Consider the following 15407-nt stretch of genomic DNA (forward strand, 5'->3'; position numbering starts at 1 on the left):
GGTCTAGAGCGAGAAGCTCAACAACTTGCTGCCGTGGGCGACGTCCACGGGCGTGCTGTCGAACACCACCTCGACGCGCACCAACGACTTCACGGCCTGGCCGTGCAACTGGCCTGGTCGGAAGCGGGCATTCAGAAAACTGCGCCGCGCCGCCTCTTCGAAGGGCTCGGGCAGACTCTGACCGTCGACACGAATGCGGCGCACCGTGCCCATCTCGTCAATGAACAACGCCAGCACGGTGGCAAAGCGCCCGACGTCGCCGACTTGCAGCGGAAACTCCACCACCACCGGCGCCAGCGTTTGAGGCGCCTGGGTCAGCAGTGGCCGCGGCAGGTATTCGCTGGCGCTGTCGGATGAGGACGCCACCCCCGCGCTCTGCGCCTGCAGATCGGCCAGCATCGCCCCATCGTCGGCCACCGGAGGCACCTCGGCACGCGCCAGGATCTCCGCCGCCTCGGGCTCAGCCGGAATGGACCCCGCCGCCGCGGCCGGTGCCTGCGCGCGCCCCGGGTCCGGCGAGGCGCCTGCGGCACCGTCGATCTTGCTCAAGCCCGACGGCGGCAACGATGCCGGCGCCATCGCATCGACCGACGGATCGGCCTCCGCCACCCCGGCCCGCAGCGCTGGCTCGGCCGGCTGCAAACGCAGCTGCATGACGCGGCTGGCGTGCCGCGCCACGGCGTTCGGCAAGCTGGTCGGGTGGACGCTGACCCAAGCCAGCCCCGCCACGTGCAGGCTCACCACCGTGGTGATCAGATAGCCCAAATGAGAACGCAGCCGAGACGGCTCGACCTTGCGGTCGGGCTCGCCCCAGGCTGCGCTGGCTACGGCCATGGTGCGCCTGCCGAAGCAGGTCAGTTGGCCAACTCGCGCCACGAGGTGCGCGTGGCCGGCTTGAGGGCGGCCGCCCCGTTATTGCTGACGCCCGAGACGTTGATGTCGCCATTGTTCAGCTGCGTGATGGCACTCACGCTGCCGTTCGGCAATTCGATCACGGTGATACCCACGGCGATCGAGTTGCCCAGGAAGGTCCCCGCAGCCCCATCTGCCGCCGTGCTCAGTGCCGAACCGTTGGACAGGTTCAGGTTGTAGAGCCACGAGGTACCGCCCGACGGACGGCATTCGTCCACCCCCGGGATCGTCGACACCATGGTCAGCGTCGAGAACTGCTGACCGAAGTCCACCACGATGCGTTCGCCGGCAGACAACAGATCCAACTTCCAGCCGATCTTGGTCGACCAGTCGACCGTGTTGGCGGTCACCATGCGAACCTTGGCACCGATATTGGCTCCGCTCGTCAGCGTCGTCTCGGTCATGGTCTGCGTGACCAGATCCGAGCGACTGCGCACCCCGCCCCAACCGGATCCGGTCAGCGTATCTTTGATGGCATAGATCGTTTCAGTCGTTTTGTCGGCGATGTCGGTCAGGCCGAGATAGCGCCCCGTCCCCACGACCACGATTGGATAGTTTGTCGAGCTAGAGGTCACCATCGCCGGCACCGGCATGGTCGTGATCGGCTGAGGCGTCCCGCCCGCCGAGAAGTTGGCCAGCAGCAAGGCCGCATTGTTGGGCGACACCACGCCGTCGATGTCGAAGCGCCACAGGTTGCCCAGCATGTCGCCGGCGTAGTAGCGCGCCGCCGTGTTGTTCTTGGCGTCATCGGTCCACATGTCCAGCTTGCCCAGGTTGTTCGGCGCCGAGCTGGTGCCCGCCGGGAGCGCGCCCGAGGTGTAGGTCGGGATGTTCTTGAGCAGCACCCCCGTGTTGGCATTCACCACATAGAGGTGGCCGTTGCCGTCGCCACTGGTGTTGTTGTAGCCCGAGGTGAAGGCCACGACCCACGTGCCGTCCTTGCGCTTGGTGATCACCGGGTTGCCATAGGTCAGGCCCATGTTGGTGTCGGTGAACTCCCACAAGGTCTTGGGGCTGGTCGGGTTGGTGATATCCAGGCAGTAGTAGCCGCGTCCACCCGAGTTGAGGCCGCCGACCAGGATGGTCTTCCAGGCGCCGCCGACGTAGATGTCACCAACCACCGGCGAGCCGTCCACGAAGTAGTGGTGGTTGTTCGCGTAGTTGGTGTCGGCCAGCAGATACATGTTCTGCATCACGAACGAGGGCACGTAGGCCCAGAGCTCCGAGCCGGCATCCGAGCCATCGGCCGAGAACGCGTGCAGCATGCCGTCGTTGGCCGCCACGTAGACCATCGGCTTGCGCGAGCTTTGCGCCGTCACGAAATCGGCGTAGCCATTGTCGGTATACGACAGCGGCGGCTTGCCCACGTAGGCCGGCGAGGCGTCGATGATGTCGCCCAGCAAGTGCGTGCGTGCCCGGTAGATCGGCAACGTCTGCGCAGGGCTCACCGAGGTGTCGGTGTAGTTCTCGTAGGTACGATCACCGCGCAGGTAGTTGACCAGGTTGGTCATGTCGTTGGCCTTGGCCTTCTGGGTCGACGTCAGGCTCGCGCACTGGTCCGGGATCGTCGCCTTCGAGCACATGCCGGTGAAGTAGGACGCGTAGCCGTCCGCACTCAGATTGGCCGCCGTGAAGGCTCGGGGGTTGGTGGTCACGCCGCCGGGCTGCAGGTAGTAGACAGCTCGGGTTGACGGCGTCACGGCGTCAACCTTGCCCTGCACGGACCACACTGGAGTGGAATCGATCGCACCCGTATCCGCATGCAGTGTCAAGGCCTTCAGATCGCCCGTCCACTCCAGCGTGGTGTAGGTGGCCACGAACACCAGGTTGTTTTGGCCCTGAACCGGCATCAGCGAGGTCGTCGAGGCCGCGGCTGACGAACCCGTCGCCTTGGTCACCGAGGTCAGCACGGTGTTGATGGCATCGGCCAGCGACGTGGGGTCGGTGGTGGCGAAGTATTGGCCACGGCCATTGACGGCGGCGTGCCAGAGGTCGTCCACGTTGGTCGGGTCACCGCCACCAGACATCGACGGAATCGGCCAGCTGATGGTGCCCTGCCTGAGGTTGAAGTAGTCGCCCGAGGTTTGCGTGAGGTAGTTGCGGTCGTAGGTCAGGATGCCGCCCACACCCAAGCCCATCGTGAAGGTGGTCATGTGCTGCTTCGAGTTGACATCGTTATCTCCGCCACCGGGAGGCACCTCGTCGTTGCACACATCGGTACCCAACGCCCCCACGCAATTGCCCAACTCCGGCGCACGCAAGTCAGTCACGTAGTAGTACTCGGCGATATCGGCCAGCGTATTGCCTTCACCCCCCACGTAGCCCGACGACGCCACCGTCGAGGCCCCTGTCGCGGCCACCGGGCTTTGCGACAGCACGGTGCGGGTCTTGGAGCCATCTGATGTCGACGCGAGCGTCTTGGTGCCGCCGGAAACCGAATCCGACGTGAACGAGCTGGTGCAGCTACCCGTGGTCGAACCCGTGCTCGACGTCATCGAGAAGCTGCTGAAGCTTTGCGAGCCCACGCTGCTGCCGGTTACGCTGGGCGAGCCGCTCGACGAGGGCGTGCTGTAGGTGGTCGACTGCACCACGCCGTTCAGCGTCACCACGGTTTGCGTGGTGGTACCCGACACGTCTTCGGAGTCCGTCACTGAGGCCGCGTCGACCTCGGTACCCTTCACGCCCGAGTAGGTGATGAGCTTCTTCTTGCCTCCCGAGCAGCCCGACGTCGTCCAGGTCTTGTAGGTCGCACCCGTCACGCTATAGGTGTAGCTTCGGTTGTAGACCGCCTGCTGGTGGATCACCGTGCTGTAGGGCGTGGTCGTGGTGACCTTGGCCTTCTGGCCATCCCACCGTGGCGGAGTCTCGGAGCCGTCTTGCTGGCCGACCATCGTGGTGCCGTCGAGTTGCAGCCCGGTGTAGGTGGACGTTTCGCTGCCGGTGTTCCAGTAGCCGTCGGTCGACATCAGCGTGTAGTTGCGCTGGCAGGCGTATTGCATCGGGTCATAGGTCTGGCCCTGCACCTTCTTGGCGTAGTAGCGGCCGACCTTCGACAGCGCGCCCCGCAAAGGCGTGGAGCCGCCCACGTCAGCGGCATACACCTTGCGATAGAAGGTTGCCTTCTGAGTCGCGTCGAAATCCTTGACGTCGAGGAAGGTTGAGCTGGACGAGCTCACGCCCGTGTTGCTGATGGTGGTGAAGCCGACCCGGTATTTGGTCGTCAAGCCGTTGAACGCCTGCCCCGTCACCGAGCGCATCATCAAGAAACGCTTGCGGTAATAGGCGTACCAGTCGGCGTAGTTCTGAGCCTCGGCCGACGACGCGGTCACCGTGACCGGCGTGAACACGCTGGAGCCCGGCGAGTTGCCGATCGTGCTCAGGCACTCATTGGAGAAGGTGTTGACCACGTGCCACAAGGTGGTCGGGCTGAAGGTCCACGACAGCGCCGGCTGCGTGCCGGTGTATCTGTAGTAGACGGCGTTGTTGAGGTTGGCCGAGATGGGGTTGCCCACCCTCCACGACGCATAGGTGCCACTGCCCACCACCTTCGACACCGTCACGACGAGAGTCAAGGTCGTGGAGTTCCAGCTCTTGATGGTGCCGATCATCCAGCGGGTCACGTCGCTCGTGCTGACGATGCCGATGGTCGAGCCCACGGTAGTCGAGTAGGGCGTGCCCGACAGCTTGAACGTCAAGTCGCCCGTGCCCATGGTCACCGACGTGGTGCTAGACCGGGTGGTGCCCGTCAGATTCATCTGGAAGCCATCGTCCATGGCGGCCGAGAAGTTCTGGTGCGGGTATGGCGTGCCGTCAGCCTGCAAGGGCAGGTTGCCGCTGTAGTTGAAGTTGGGGTTGTAGGCCACGCCGTTGCACTGCGCGGACAAGCCGCCGTAGCGGTTCAGGGCCGTGGAGTCCGACGCGGTCTGGCCCTGGCTGGTCTGCCCCAGATCGTCGGGCATGAACGACCAGGCCATCGAGCCCGAATCGTCCAGCACCAGCATCATGTTGGGCTTGGCGGCAATGTCCGACGTGTTGGCCAGCGGCGTGTTGGAGATATCGGTGGCCTGAGCATGCACGCCCGGGCTCGCGAACATCGCGCCGATCAGCAAGGACAGCGTGGCGATACGCGGTGCCGCGGTGGAGACAGAAGCCTGAGCTTTTTTCATGACGTACTTCCTTTAAGCCTGACCGGCACTGGCGGGCCGGGCGCGTTCGGAGCCTGGTTCAATCAACGGTAGACGACCGTCTCGACAAAACTGGTGGTGTTGCGGGCGCCCACCACGCGCACGACGATGCGGAAATAGGCACCTGCGCCTAAGCCCGGCAGCTGTAGCCTGCCGTAGTTTTGGCTGTCGAAGCCACCGCTCATGCCGGAATTACGGGTAGGCGGCGTCACGCAGACATTGCCGGCGCCGCTCGGCCCGGCAAGCGGACACAGCCGGAAGATCACGTAGCGCGCCTTCGTTGCGTCGTTGATCTGGATCTCGTCGGAGGGCACGAGGTCGCAAGTCCCGAAGCTGCCCGCAGGCGCATAGGCGCAGCCGTCCTGGTCCCAGTTGATCAAGGCGCGGGTCAGGTTCTTCGGCTGCTGCTGCCCCGTCACGTCGACCGCATCGTTCGACGATGCGAAGTAGCCCTTGTTGCCGATGTTGTTCGTGAGATCGCCCAGGCTGTTCAGGTAGGTGATGGCCTGACGCGTGGCCAGATCGCCGTTCGCCGTGGTCTCTTGCTTGAAGCCCAGGTTGCCCAGCACCAGCGCGCCGGTGTCCACCGAACGCACCAACGCCAGAGCCGCCAGCGACAGCGCCATCAGCGTCAACAACGCGAAGATCAGCGAGACGCCTCGGCTGGAAAAAGATTTTTGAGATGTGCTCATGGCTGCCTCGCTCAGGAGTTCCACAAGATGTTGCGCAGCGGCACGACGGTGTCGTAGATCTTGTAGCGGTAGTGCTTCCAGTCAGGCAGGAAGTCCACGGGCACCTCGATGCACTTGCTGCTGCCGCAAGCGACCGTGCCGGCCACCGTATCGGTCTTGCCCACATCCCACAGCAGGGGTTTCAGGGTCACCTCGTCCTTCTCATACTGGCTGCTGCGCGCCACCACCATGATGCGAACGGAGCGCACCAGCGACCAGCCCACCGGCGTGGTCGGCTCTACGTTGTCGTAGATCGAAACCGGAGCGCTCGTGGTGGCGGCCTTGCCATACATCGCCTTGAACACGACGACCTGCTGATAAAGATCCTGCGGGGCCGTCCAGCCGCCCGTTCCGGCGGTCATCACGCTTTGCTGCAAGGAGTTGGTGGCGGCGTTCACCGAGTACTGCGAAAAGGCCAGCCCGCCCATGTTGAGCATGTAGGCCCCGGCCTTGTAGCCCAGGGCCGGCAGGATGGACTGCTGGTTCCACAAGCCACCGCTGCCGGCGGTCACCGGAATGTTCGTGGCCGTGAGCACCTCGGATCCCGTGCCGTCCTTGACCTGCACCACGCTGCAATCGGTCACGCCCACCTTGGCATCCTCGCCACCCGGAACGATCACCATCAGATCGCCCTGCGACACGCCCAGGGTGGACTGCACGGAGTAGTGGAGGTCACTTTGGGCGTGGTTGCTCTTGATCTCGACCGGAAGGGAGTAGGTGCTCTTGCCGCTGCGCATCAAGGTCAGCACGTTCGAGCCATTCACGCCGGCGTCAATGATCACCGGCACCAGCGGGAAGGTGGAGTCACCGTTGGTCGAGTATTTGTAGCGGACGTTGCAACCGATGCTGGCCGGATAGTCCGCGAAGCCATAGCCCGCCATCTGCGCTTCGCGCTGTATGGCGTACAAGGCCAGCGTTCCGTTGATCTGGGCGTCGGCCCCCGTGGTGGTGGAGCGCTTCTTCGACTCCGACACCGCGAACACCTGCGCAATGATGGCGACGGTCACCATGCCGAGCACGATGCCCACCATCAACTCGATCAGCGTGAAGCCACGCTGACGCGGGTTGCGCTTCGGCTCTTCGGGCCGCGCGGTGCGCGATACGTGTCGCGCCGAAATGTTGAGGTTCGGTCGCATATCAGCTGTTCATTGAAACGGTGGTTTGCGTCGTGTAGGTGTGCGTGCCGCCATCGGGCAAGGCCCAGGTGATGGTCACGTTGACATCGAACACACTGGTCTCACCGGTCACGAGCGTCACGGTGATGTTGGACGCCCCCTTGGGCAAGTTGGCGGCTACCTTGTTGGCCCAGTCGGCACAGCGCGCATACGCCGCGCAAGCCGATCCGCTGTATGAATTGATCGCGGCCAGGCTATTGATGGCGCCGGTGTCCGACCACATCAGGCCGATCACTTCGTTGGCCAGGCTGGCCGCGTCGGCACGGTCTTTCGAGGCGGCCTGAGCACGCGACATCGTGGCTTGCAGGCCGACGACGGCGAGAACGCCCACCGAGAAGATCAGCACGCTGACCAGCACTTCAATCAACATGAAGCCGCCGATGCGGCCACGACGCGACGCAGCCAACTGCCGGACTTGTCGCGATGAACGGGGAATCAACATGGTTGTTGCCTCACATCAGTTCGGGCAATGACGCGGGTCGGTCGCGTCGGTGACATGCGGGTCGCACATCCCCACGCTGCCGCTGGTCGACACCACCAGGCGCAGGCTGCGCGTCGCGTTGGGCGCGCTGATGTCGACCTTGCCGATGCCGGTAACGTCCAGCGCCTGGCCGAAGCCATTGAAGGTCACGTGATCGGCCGTTTGCGTGTCGTCTCCCGTCTTGGACACGATGGTCACGCCATCAGAGCCTTCGCCGGCGGGGTGGGTCTGCACGATCATCGGATTGTTTGTGGCGGACGGCGCCGTGCCGCACAGCGAGTCTGGAGAGTTGATGCTGACCACCCAGGAGGCGCTGGTGGACGACAAGGTGCAGCTGTTGTCCATCGTCTTGTTGTCGGCGAGCGAAACCAGCCAGAACGTGACCGGGCGATTGCGCTTGACCGCCTCCGCGCGCGCGGCCTGAATGCCGCTCAGGAGCGCATCGGCCGCCGATCTCACGCGAGCATTGCGCATCCAGTCGGCAATGCTGGGCATGATCGCCGCGGTCAGGATGCCGATGATGGCGAGCGCCACCACCAGCTCGATCATCGAAAATCCTCGAATGCGATGCGGCTTCATGGCGTGCCCTGTCAGCAGGTCGATGTCTTGGAAAGCCAGCAACTTGCCGTCACCGCGACACCCTTGAACGTCGTCGTCTTCTTGGCGCCGTCCTGGTCGATCGTGTAGGCGTACCCCGCCGTCACGCTCCCGGCCTTGCCCGTGGCGGTGAGCAGGAAGTTCTGCCCCGAATTGCTGGTGACGCAGGCCATGTCGAAGTAGTCGCCACCAACAAAGGCGTTCCATTTGCTGGCGGTTGAATCCGTGGCGCAGACCGTTCCGCCGGTCGAGCCGTAGTTCTTGTTGTCCTGGTAGTACTGCTCCATCTTGGCGCGGTAATCAGCCAGCAGCGTGAATGCCTCGGGCAGACGACCGCGACGGATGTAGTCGGTGTAGGCGGGGTAGGCAACCGCGCTCAGAATGCCGACGATCGCCACCACGACCATCAACTCGATGAGCGTGAAGCCGCGTTCACGATGGCGACCCGAGAGTAGGTGAGAGACGATCATGTCTTGAATCCTTAAGGCAGACGAATGGACTGCTTGATGCGATTCATTCTAGGAATCGCCCCCTTCGCAGTCGCGTGAAAAATTGGCACAAATGCAACCCTGTTCGACGAACCGGCTTGCAGGCAGACAAGCGGTGGTTGTACGGCGATGAGCGGTTTCGTCATCGGTCGATAAGCGGCGCGTTCCGGTCGCTGCAACGGGCTTTCGCGCCGGTTAACCTTGCCCTAACCCGCCGCTAACGCCCGCTTAACCATCGCCACCTAATCTGCAGCCCATTCAACAACCGCAATGGAGCTGCTATGCGAACCCATCTGAAAACTCTGTCTGCCGCCCTGCTGGGCGCGGGCATCGCGATCGTGGGCACGGCGGGCGCCTGGAGCCCGTCGAGCTGGTTTGGCAAGAACGAGGGCGCCGCCGCGAATTCTTCGGGGGCCGGCGGTGCGGGTTCGACGGTCGCCGTCGCCCCCACCGCCGCGCCGGCCGTCGCACCGGCCACGACGCCTTCCGCTGCAGGCCCCACTTGGCAGCCGGGCCAAACGCCCAACTACCGAGCCATTGCTCAAGCCTACGGGCCTGCCGTCGTGGGCGTCACCGTGGCCGGCACGCACAAGGTAAGCGGCGGCCAAGACGGCGACGATGACGAGGCCGACGCCTCACAAGGCATGCAGATGAACCCGAACGACCCGTTCTTCCGCTTCTTCCGCGGCTTGCCGGGCTTTGGGGCACGCATGCCCAGCCAGAACGTGCCCTTCCGCGGGCAAGGATCGGGTTTCATCCTCACGCCGGATGGTCTGATCCTGACCAACGCCCACGTGGTGCGTGACGCCAAGGAGGTGACCGTCAAGCTCAGCGACCGTCGCGAGTTCAAGGCCCAGGTGCTCGGCGCGGATGCCGACACCGACATCGCCGTGCTGCGCATCGACGCCAAGGGCCTGCCCACCGTGAAGCTGGGCGACCCGCGCTCGCTGCAAGTGGGCGACTACGTGCTGGCCATCGGCGCGCCGTTCGGCTTCGAGCAGTCGGCCACGCAAGGCATCGTCAGCGCCAAGGGCCGCTCGCTGCCGGGCGACAACTACGTGCCGTTCATCCAGACCGATGCAGCCGTGAACCCCGGCAACTCGGGCGGCCCGCTGTTCGACGCCGGCGGCGCGGTGATGGGCGTGAACGCGCAGATCTACTCGCGCACCGGCGGCTACCAAGGCTTGTCGTTCGCGATCCCGATCGACGTGGCCTTGAAGGTGAAAGACCAGATCGTGACCAACGGCCACGCCAACCATGCGCGGCTGGGCGTGCAGATCCAGGACATCAACCAGGGCCTGGCCGAGTCGTTCGGTCTGAGCAAACCCGATGGCGCGCTGGTGGCCGCCGTGGTGCCGGGCAGCCCGGCGGCTCAAGGCGGTTTGCAATCGGGCGACGTGGTGCTGGCCATCAACGGCCAACCGATCGAGCGCGCGGGCGATCTGTCGAGCCGCGTGGGCATGGCCACCCCGGGCGAAAAGGTGACGCTCAAGGTGTGGCGCGAGCGTGGCGAGCGCGAGCTCACCGTCAAGCTCGGCAGCGCTCACGATGCCACCAGCCAAGCCTCGGCCAGCGAGGCGCCCGGCCAGGGTCAGCTGGGTCTGGCGCTGCGCCCGCTCAACCCCAACGAACGCCAGGCCACCGAACTCGATCACGGCCTGGTGATCCAGCGCGTGAGCGGGGCGGCCGCGCGGGCCGGGCTGCAACCGGGCGACGTGGTGGTGGCCATCAACGGCCGCCCGGTGGACGGCATCGACAAGATCCGCGCGGTGCTCGACAAGAAGCCCAAGAGCGTGGCGCTGCTCATCCAGCGCGGCAATGAGCAGATCTTCGTGCCGGTGAATCTGGGCTGATGCCCGAGGGTCGCGTAAGCTGTCGGCCATTCAGCCTTCAGCTTGCCGACCCTCATGAGCTCCACGACCTCCTCCGCCCCCGCAACGATCACCTTCAACGGGCAACCCGCGCTGCAGTTGCAGTCGCCCGACGGCGCGCAAGCCGTGGTCCTGCTGCATGGCGCCCACCTCGTCTCGTGGCGCCCGGCCGGCCCTGATCGACAGCCTGGTGACGAACAGCTGTACCTGTCCGAACGCGCGATCTACGCCGAGGGCCAGGCGGTGCGCGGCGGCGTGCCGGTGATCTTTCCGCAGTTCGAGAAGCGCGGCCCGCTGCCGCGCCACGGCTTGGCGCGCACCCGCCACTGGGAAGTGGCCGAATCGCGCGTCGGCACCGACCATGCCGTGGCCGTGCTGCGCCTGGTGGACGACGACGCCACGAAGGCTCACTGGCCGCATGCCTTTGAAGCCGAACTCACCGTGAGCATCAGCGGGCCTCGGCTCGACATCGAACTGGCCGTGATCAACACGGACCAGGCCCCGCTGCACTTCACCGCTGCGCTGCACACTTATCTGCGCGTGGCCGATGTGAACCTGGTGCGCCTCGAAGGGCTGAGCGGCCTGCGCTACATCGACAGCACGAGCGGCGAAGAGCACCTCGACTTCAACCAGACCTTGCAGGTGCATGGCGAAGTCGATCGCATCTACATGCGCGCCACGCAAACCCTGCTGCTGCGCGATCAGGGGCGGCGCGTGGCGCTCGAATCACAAGGCTTCGACGACGTGGTGGTCTGGAACCCTGGCCCCGAGAAATGCTCGGCGATGCCCGACATGCCCCCCGAGGGCTGGCGCGAGATGCTCTGCGTCGAGGCCGCGCGCATCACCCACCCGATCGACCTGCCCCCCGGCGAAGAATGGGCCGGGCGGCAGAGTTTGCTGGCGCTGTAAACGAAGCGTTCCACGAGGCCCCGCAGGCTTTCAGCGGGGTGTCTTGCTCAACCGCGCCCCAACGCCGAGTCGATCAAGCCCGGCAAGCCCGCCACATTGCTCAGCACATCGGGCGGCGCGCCGCCCTGCTCGGCCAGGTAGACCGAGTCGTTCACGGCGACCAGCGTTCCGCCATCCGGGCCGCGCTCGACACGAATCTGCAAAGGCAGTTCGATGCGCGCCGAATTCGCCGGCTGCAGCACCGGCGTGCCCACGTCGTCGGCCGCGAGCACCAGCACCGTGTGGGCCGCCGCGGGCTCGTCGTGCCCGCCCGCCACGGCGGCATCCGCTGACGGGTGTCGTCCGCCCTCGGCGCGCGATGGCTCGGCCGACGCGCCGTCCGGGCCGCCGACCTTGGCGAACACGGCAATGCCCCGCTCTTGCGCGGCTTTTTCGATTCGATCGATGGTTTCTTCCACCGAGAAGCGGCTGGAGCGGGTGATCCAGCCCCGGCGAGCCTCCTCGGGCTCGGCTCGGCTGACAGACTGCCCCGCAGCCAGCAGCACCAAGGCCATGCAACCCGTGATCCAGTATCGAGACATGTGCATATCACCTCCGGCTCTCTGACCCATGAACCGGGTCAGATGCGGGCGGCGCGCACGAGTTCAAGTCGTGACGCAATTCACGAAGTAAAGATCCGTCAGGAACGCAACGGCCGCTGCGCCAGCAGGGCGTCCACCGCACCCAGCGCCTCGGCCGCACCCAGTGCCAGGCCGATCTGCCCTTTCGGCACTTGTGCATCACGCGGGTTGATACGCACCAGCCGCGCCCCCAGACGCTCGCACAACGACTCGCTGAAGTGCCGCACCGACGGCACATGCAAGCCCGCCCCGATCTCGATCACCAGCGCGCGCCGGGCCTGCCCCAGCCACGCGCCGAGCATCTGGGCCTGCTGGTCGTAGCGCTCGCCCTGCCAGCCCCAGTCGTCGAACATCAGGATGTTGGGGCGCGCCAGGCCACCGCAATGTGGGCAACTGGGCAACTCGCCCAGCCAGCTGCAGGTGCGCTCGTCCACCTCGGGGTGCAAGTCGTCAGCCGACCAGACGGCGCCCGAGCAGGGGCGCAAGCATTGCAGCCAATGGATGGAGCCGTGGCATTCGTAGAGCCGCTCAGGCTCGAACCCCGCGCGCTGAAACTGACCATCGACGTTGCTGGTGAAGACAAACCCACCGCATCCCAGGCGCCGAACCCAATTCGCCAAGACGGCGAATCCGTCATGCGGCTGTGTGGCGCGATACAACTGCAGGCGGTGTCCATAGAAGCCCCAAGCCAGACGCGGGTCGCGCCGAAAGGCGTCGGGGCTGGCGACTTCGGCAAAGTCGAGCCGCGCATGCGCCAACGCGGGGTAGGCGCGCCAGAAGCCTTCGCGGCCGCGGAAGTCAGGCAAGCCGGAGTCCACCCCCATGCCAGCCCCCGCCGACACCACCAGCGCATCGGCTTCGGCAACAAGCTGCGCCACCCGGTGCAACAGATCGGGAGTGGCGGACGGCGAACGGGTCGCCATGACGGTTTGCGCGCTCACAAACGCATTCAAACATGCGATCGTGCTGCACTGCAATACCCTCGCCAAGCCGCTCCGCCGGCCGTTACAACCGCGTGAACTGCGCGATCAGGGCTTGAACCGAAATCGGTGCCGGGCGGCCATCGTCCGACGGTTGCTGCGCGGCCAGATACAGCGGCGCCGCGCGTTCCACCCAGCCACGCAAGCGCTGGGCGCCTTGCCACCAGATGAAACCGCGCTTGAGCCAGCGCCACGCCGCGCGCGGGCGCATCACGGCCAGCGCCACGGCCGCGCCCACCCAGATGTATGGCCGATCACGCAGCCAGCCGTAGCCGGCGCGCACGCGATCGACCGCCGCGAAGGGCGCCTGCAAGGTGTGAGCTTGCTGCCCCAGCCGCGCTCGCAACGCGGCGCTCTGGAACTGGAGCCGCTGTTTTTTCAGCGCCAACTCGACTTCGCGCGGCGACATGCTCAAGAGCCCGTCAATTCATCGCGGTCGCGCCGCAATTCGGCCAGGCTGGCCGCAAACAGACCCGACGGCGCGCTCACCCAGCGTGCCGCCACGCGCAGCGCCGCCACGCCGGCTGCCACGAACATCAGCGTGATGAGCCCGAGCGCCAGCACCCGGTGCTCGGCCCACAGCGCCACCGCAATCAAGGCCGCCAGCGACGCCATGCCCATACCCAGCAACAAGAAGGCCGCCGCGCCCCAGGCCAGCACCCGAAGCACGCGGATCTTCTCTTCTTCAAGCTCGACCGAGAACAGCTCGATCCGGTTGTGCAGCAGGGCCAGCAAGGTGGCGAGCAACTGCAGCAGCGAGCCATATAGCCCGCCGCTCCCACCAGCGTTGCCGGAGTCGGGCGAAGCGCCGTTCGGCATCAGCGACGCCCGATCAGCAACCCGATCACCAAACCCACGCCGGCGGCCACGCCGATGGACTTCCAGGGGTTCTCGTGCACGAAATCGTCGGTGGCGCGGCCCACTTCCTTGGCCTTGTCGACCACGACGTGCTGGGCGTCGGCCAAGTTGGCCTTGGCTTGCGCCAGCGTGCCCTGGATCTTGCTGCGCAGATCAGCCACGTCGGCGCTCGCCTGCCCCGCCGTGGCCTGCAGCAGATGCTCGGCATCGGCCACGACGCGCTTGAGATCGGCCATGAGGCGCTCTTTGGGGATGGTGGTGAGATCGGTCATGCTGGGCTCCATTTGTTGGGTTTGAGATCGATAGCGGATTCAGACTACCCCATTTGCGGCCGTGAAAAATGACTCACATCAAAAACAAAAGCCCCGCCCCAGGCAGGGGTCGGGGCCTTGGCCTTCGCGATGCCCAGAGGCTCAGGGCGACTTGTTCTTGTCGGCCTCGCTGGTGAACGAGTCGGCAAAGAAGGCGTCGGCCGGCAGACCGCAGCGCGCCGTGAAATCGCGTCGCGCCGAATCGACCATGATCGGCGCCCCGCAGGCGTAGACCTCGTGGCCGCTGAGGTCGGGCAGGTCGGCCATCACGGCCTGGTGGACGAAGCCGGCGCGGCCGCTCCAGTTGTCGGCGGGCGTGGCGTCGGACAGCACCGGCACATAGCGCAGGTTGGGCATCTCGGCGGCCGCTTGCTCAGCCCAGTCGTGCAGGTACAGATCGGCCTTGACGCGAGCGCCCCAGTAAAGCACCGCCGGGCGGTTGATGCCCTTGGCGCGCAGCTGCTCGATGATCGCCTTGATCGGCGCGAAGCCGGTGCCCGAGGCCAGCAGCACGATGGGCTTGTCGCTGTCTTCACGCAGGAAGAAGGTGCCGAACGGCCCCTCGACGCGCAGGATGTCTTTTTCTTTCAGCGCGCCGAACACGTGATCGGTGAACTTGCCGCCCGGCATGTGGCGGATGTGCAGCTCGATTTCGCTGTTGACGGCTTGCGGCGCGGAGGCCATCGAATAGCTGCGGCGGCTGTTGTCGCGCAGGATGAATTCGACGTATTGCCCGGCGCGGTAGCCGAAGGTGTTGTTGGCCGGCAGCTGCAACTTGAGCACCACCACGTCGGGCGCCACCTTGGTCAGGGCCGAGACGCGGCTGGGGATCTTGAGGATGGGGAACTCGCCCGCCCCCACCACCGTGCGCGCCTCGATCACCACGTCGGTCTGCGGCTTGGCGCAGCAGGTCAGGATGAAGCCGGCCGCCTCTTCGTCGGCGCTCAGGGCCTTGTCCTGGTGCTCGCCATGGGCCACGCGCCCCTCGGTCATCTTGCATTTGCACGAGCCGCAGGCGCCGTCCTTGCAGCCATAGGGCAACCCGACGCCCTGCCGCATCGCGGCGCTCAGGATGGTTTCATCAGTCGGCACATCGAACGCACGTCCGCTGGGCTGCACGGTCACATGGAAAGTCATCTGGGTATCCTCGGGTTCTCGTGGGCACATCATTGTGCCGTCTGCCGCCCGCGCCAACCGTTTCCGACTTCGCCATGCTCTACCCCAGCCCGTCTCGCCCCGCCGCCTTCCGCCGCCCTCGCCTGTTGATCGTGGGCTGCGGCGATGTCGGGC

The 15407-nt window shown here is 65.6% G+C and carries 15 protein-coding genes; 2 read left to right on the forward strand and 13 right to left on the reverse strand.

From position 1 onward, the window contains the following. Positions 1–3 precede the first annotated feature (3 nt). The 7 genes from ACE3SS_RS07450 to ACE3SS_RS07480 form a co-directional block, all read right to left on the reverse strand. On the reverse strand, positions 4–834 hold the full coding sequence (locus tag ACE3SS_RS07450; RefSeq protein ID WP_374592540.1) for an energy transducer TonB: 831 nt from the start codon (positions 832–834) through the stop codon (positions 4–6). Positions 835–854: 20 nt separating this feature from the next. After that, positions 855–5078, reverse strand: a complete 4224-nt coding sequence (locus ACE3SS_RS07455) for a pilus assembly protein (RefSeq protein ID WP_374592541.1) — start codon at positions 5076–5078, stop codon at positions 855–857. A gap of 62 nt (positions 5079–5140) precedes the next feature. Beyond that, the gene (locus ACE3SS_RS07460; RefSeq protein ID WP_374592542.1) at positions 5141–5812 is read right to left on the reverse strand and encodes a hypothetical protein; all 672 of its coding nucleotides are present in this window, start codon (positions 5810–5812) and stop codon (positions 5141–5143) included. Continuing rightward, positions 5800–6963 (reverse strand): PilW family protein, encoded by a 1164-nt coding sequence (locus ACE3SS_RS07465; protein ID WP_374592543.1) that lies wholly within the window; start codon positions 6961–6963, stop codon positions 5800–5802. The genes ACE3SS_RS07460 and ACE3SS_RS07465 overlap by 13 nt, the downstream gene beginning before the upstream one ends. Before the next feature lies 1 nt (position 6964). Continuing rightward, positions 6965–7444, reverse strand: a complete 480-nt coding sequence (locus ACE3SS_RS07470; RefSeq protein ID WP_374592544.1) for a pilus assembly protein PilV — start codon at positions 7442–7444, stop codon at positions 6965–6967. Positions 7445–7459: 15 nt separating this feature from the next. Then, positions 7460–8062 (reverse strand): GspH/FimT family pseudopilin, encoded by a 603-nt coding sequence (locus ACE3SS_RS07475; protein ID WP_374592545.1) that lies wholly within the window; start codon positions 8060–8062, stop codon positions 7460–7462. 11 nt (positions 8063–8073) lie between these two features. After that, positions 8074–8550, reverse strand: a complete 477-nt coding sequence (locus tag ACE3SS_RS07480; protein ID WP_374592546.1) for a type IV pilin protein — start codon at positions 8548–8550, stop codon at positions 8074–8076. Positions 8551–8849: 299 nt separating this feature from the next. Between ACE3SS_RS07480 and ACE3SS_RS07485 the strand changes: the two genes are divergently transcribed. Further along, positions 8850–10421: a Do family serine endopeptidase gene (locus tag ACE3SS_RS07485; RefSeq protein ID WP_374592547.1), complete on the forward strand. Its 1572-nt coding sequence runs from the start codon at positions 8850–8852 to the stop codon at positions 10419–10421. A gap of 54 nt (positions 10422–10475) precedes the next feature. Next, positions 10476–11348: a D-hexose-6-phosphate mutarotase gene (locus ACE3SS_RS07490; RefSeq protein WP_374592548.1), complete on the forward strand. Its 873-nt coding sequence runs from the start codon at positions 10476–10478 to the stop codon at positions 11346–11348. A gap of 47 nt (positions 11349–11395) precedes the next feature. Here ACE3SS_RS07490 and ACE3SS_RS07495 read toward each other — a convergent pair whose 3' ends face one another. The 6 genes from ACE3SS_RS07495 to ACE3SS_RS07520 all read right to left on the reverse strand — a co-directional run bounded on the left by ACE3SS_RS07495 (position 11396) and on the right by ACE3SS_RS07520 (position 15254). Next, positions 11396–11935: a hypothetical protein gene (locus ACE3SS_RS07495; protein ID WP_374592549.1), complete on the reverse strand. Its 540-nt coding sequence runs from the start codon at positions 11933–11935 to the stop codon at positions 11396–11398. A 92-nt stretch (positions 11936–12027) separates the two neighbouring features. After that, the gene (locus tag ACE3SS_RS07500) at positions 12028–12891 is read right to left on the reverse strand and encodes an NAD-dependent deacetylase (protein ID WP_374592550.1); all 864 of its coding nucleotides are present in this window, start codon (positions 12889–12891) and stop codon (positions 12028–12030) included. Between the two features lie 82 nt (positions 12892–12973). Further along, positions 12974–13357, reverse strand: coding sequence for a YqjK family protein (locus ACE3SS_RS07505; protein ID WP_374592554.1), 384 nt, complete (start codon positions 13355–13357; stop codon positions 12974–12976). Positions 13358–13359: 2 nt separating this feature from the next. Then, positions 13360–13767: a phage holin family protein gene (locus ACE3SS_RS07510; RefSeq protein ID WP_374592551.1), complete on the reverse strand. Its 408-nt coding sequence runs from the start codon at positions 13765–13767 to the stop codon at positions 13360–13362. Next, entirely contained in the window at positions 13767–14078 is a 312-nt protein-coding gene (locus ACE3SS_RS07515) for a YqjD family protein (RefSeq protein WP_374592552.1), read from the reverse strand. Before ACE3SS_RS07515 ends, ACE3SS_RS07510 begins: the two co-directional genes overlap by 1 nt. 141 nt (positions 14079–14219) lie before the next feature. Beyond that, a complete protein-coding gene (locus ACE3SS_RS07520; protein WP_374592553.1) occupies positions 14220–15254 on the reverse strand; it encodes a CDP-6-deoxy-delta-3,4-glucoseen reductase in 1035 nt (344 codons plus the stop codon). Positions 15255–15407 lie beyond the last annotated feature (153 nt).

This window comes from Aquabacterium sp. (assembly GCF_041915145.1).
Classification (GTDB): Bacteria; Pseudomonadota; Gammaproteobacteria; order Burkholderiales; family Burkholderiaceae_C; genus Aquabacterium.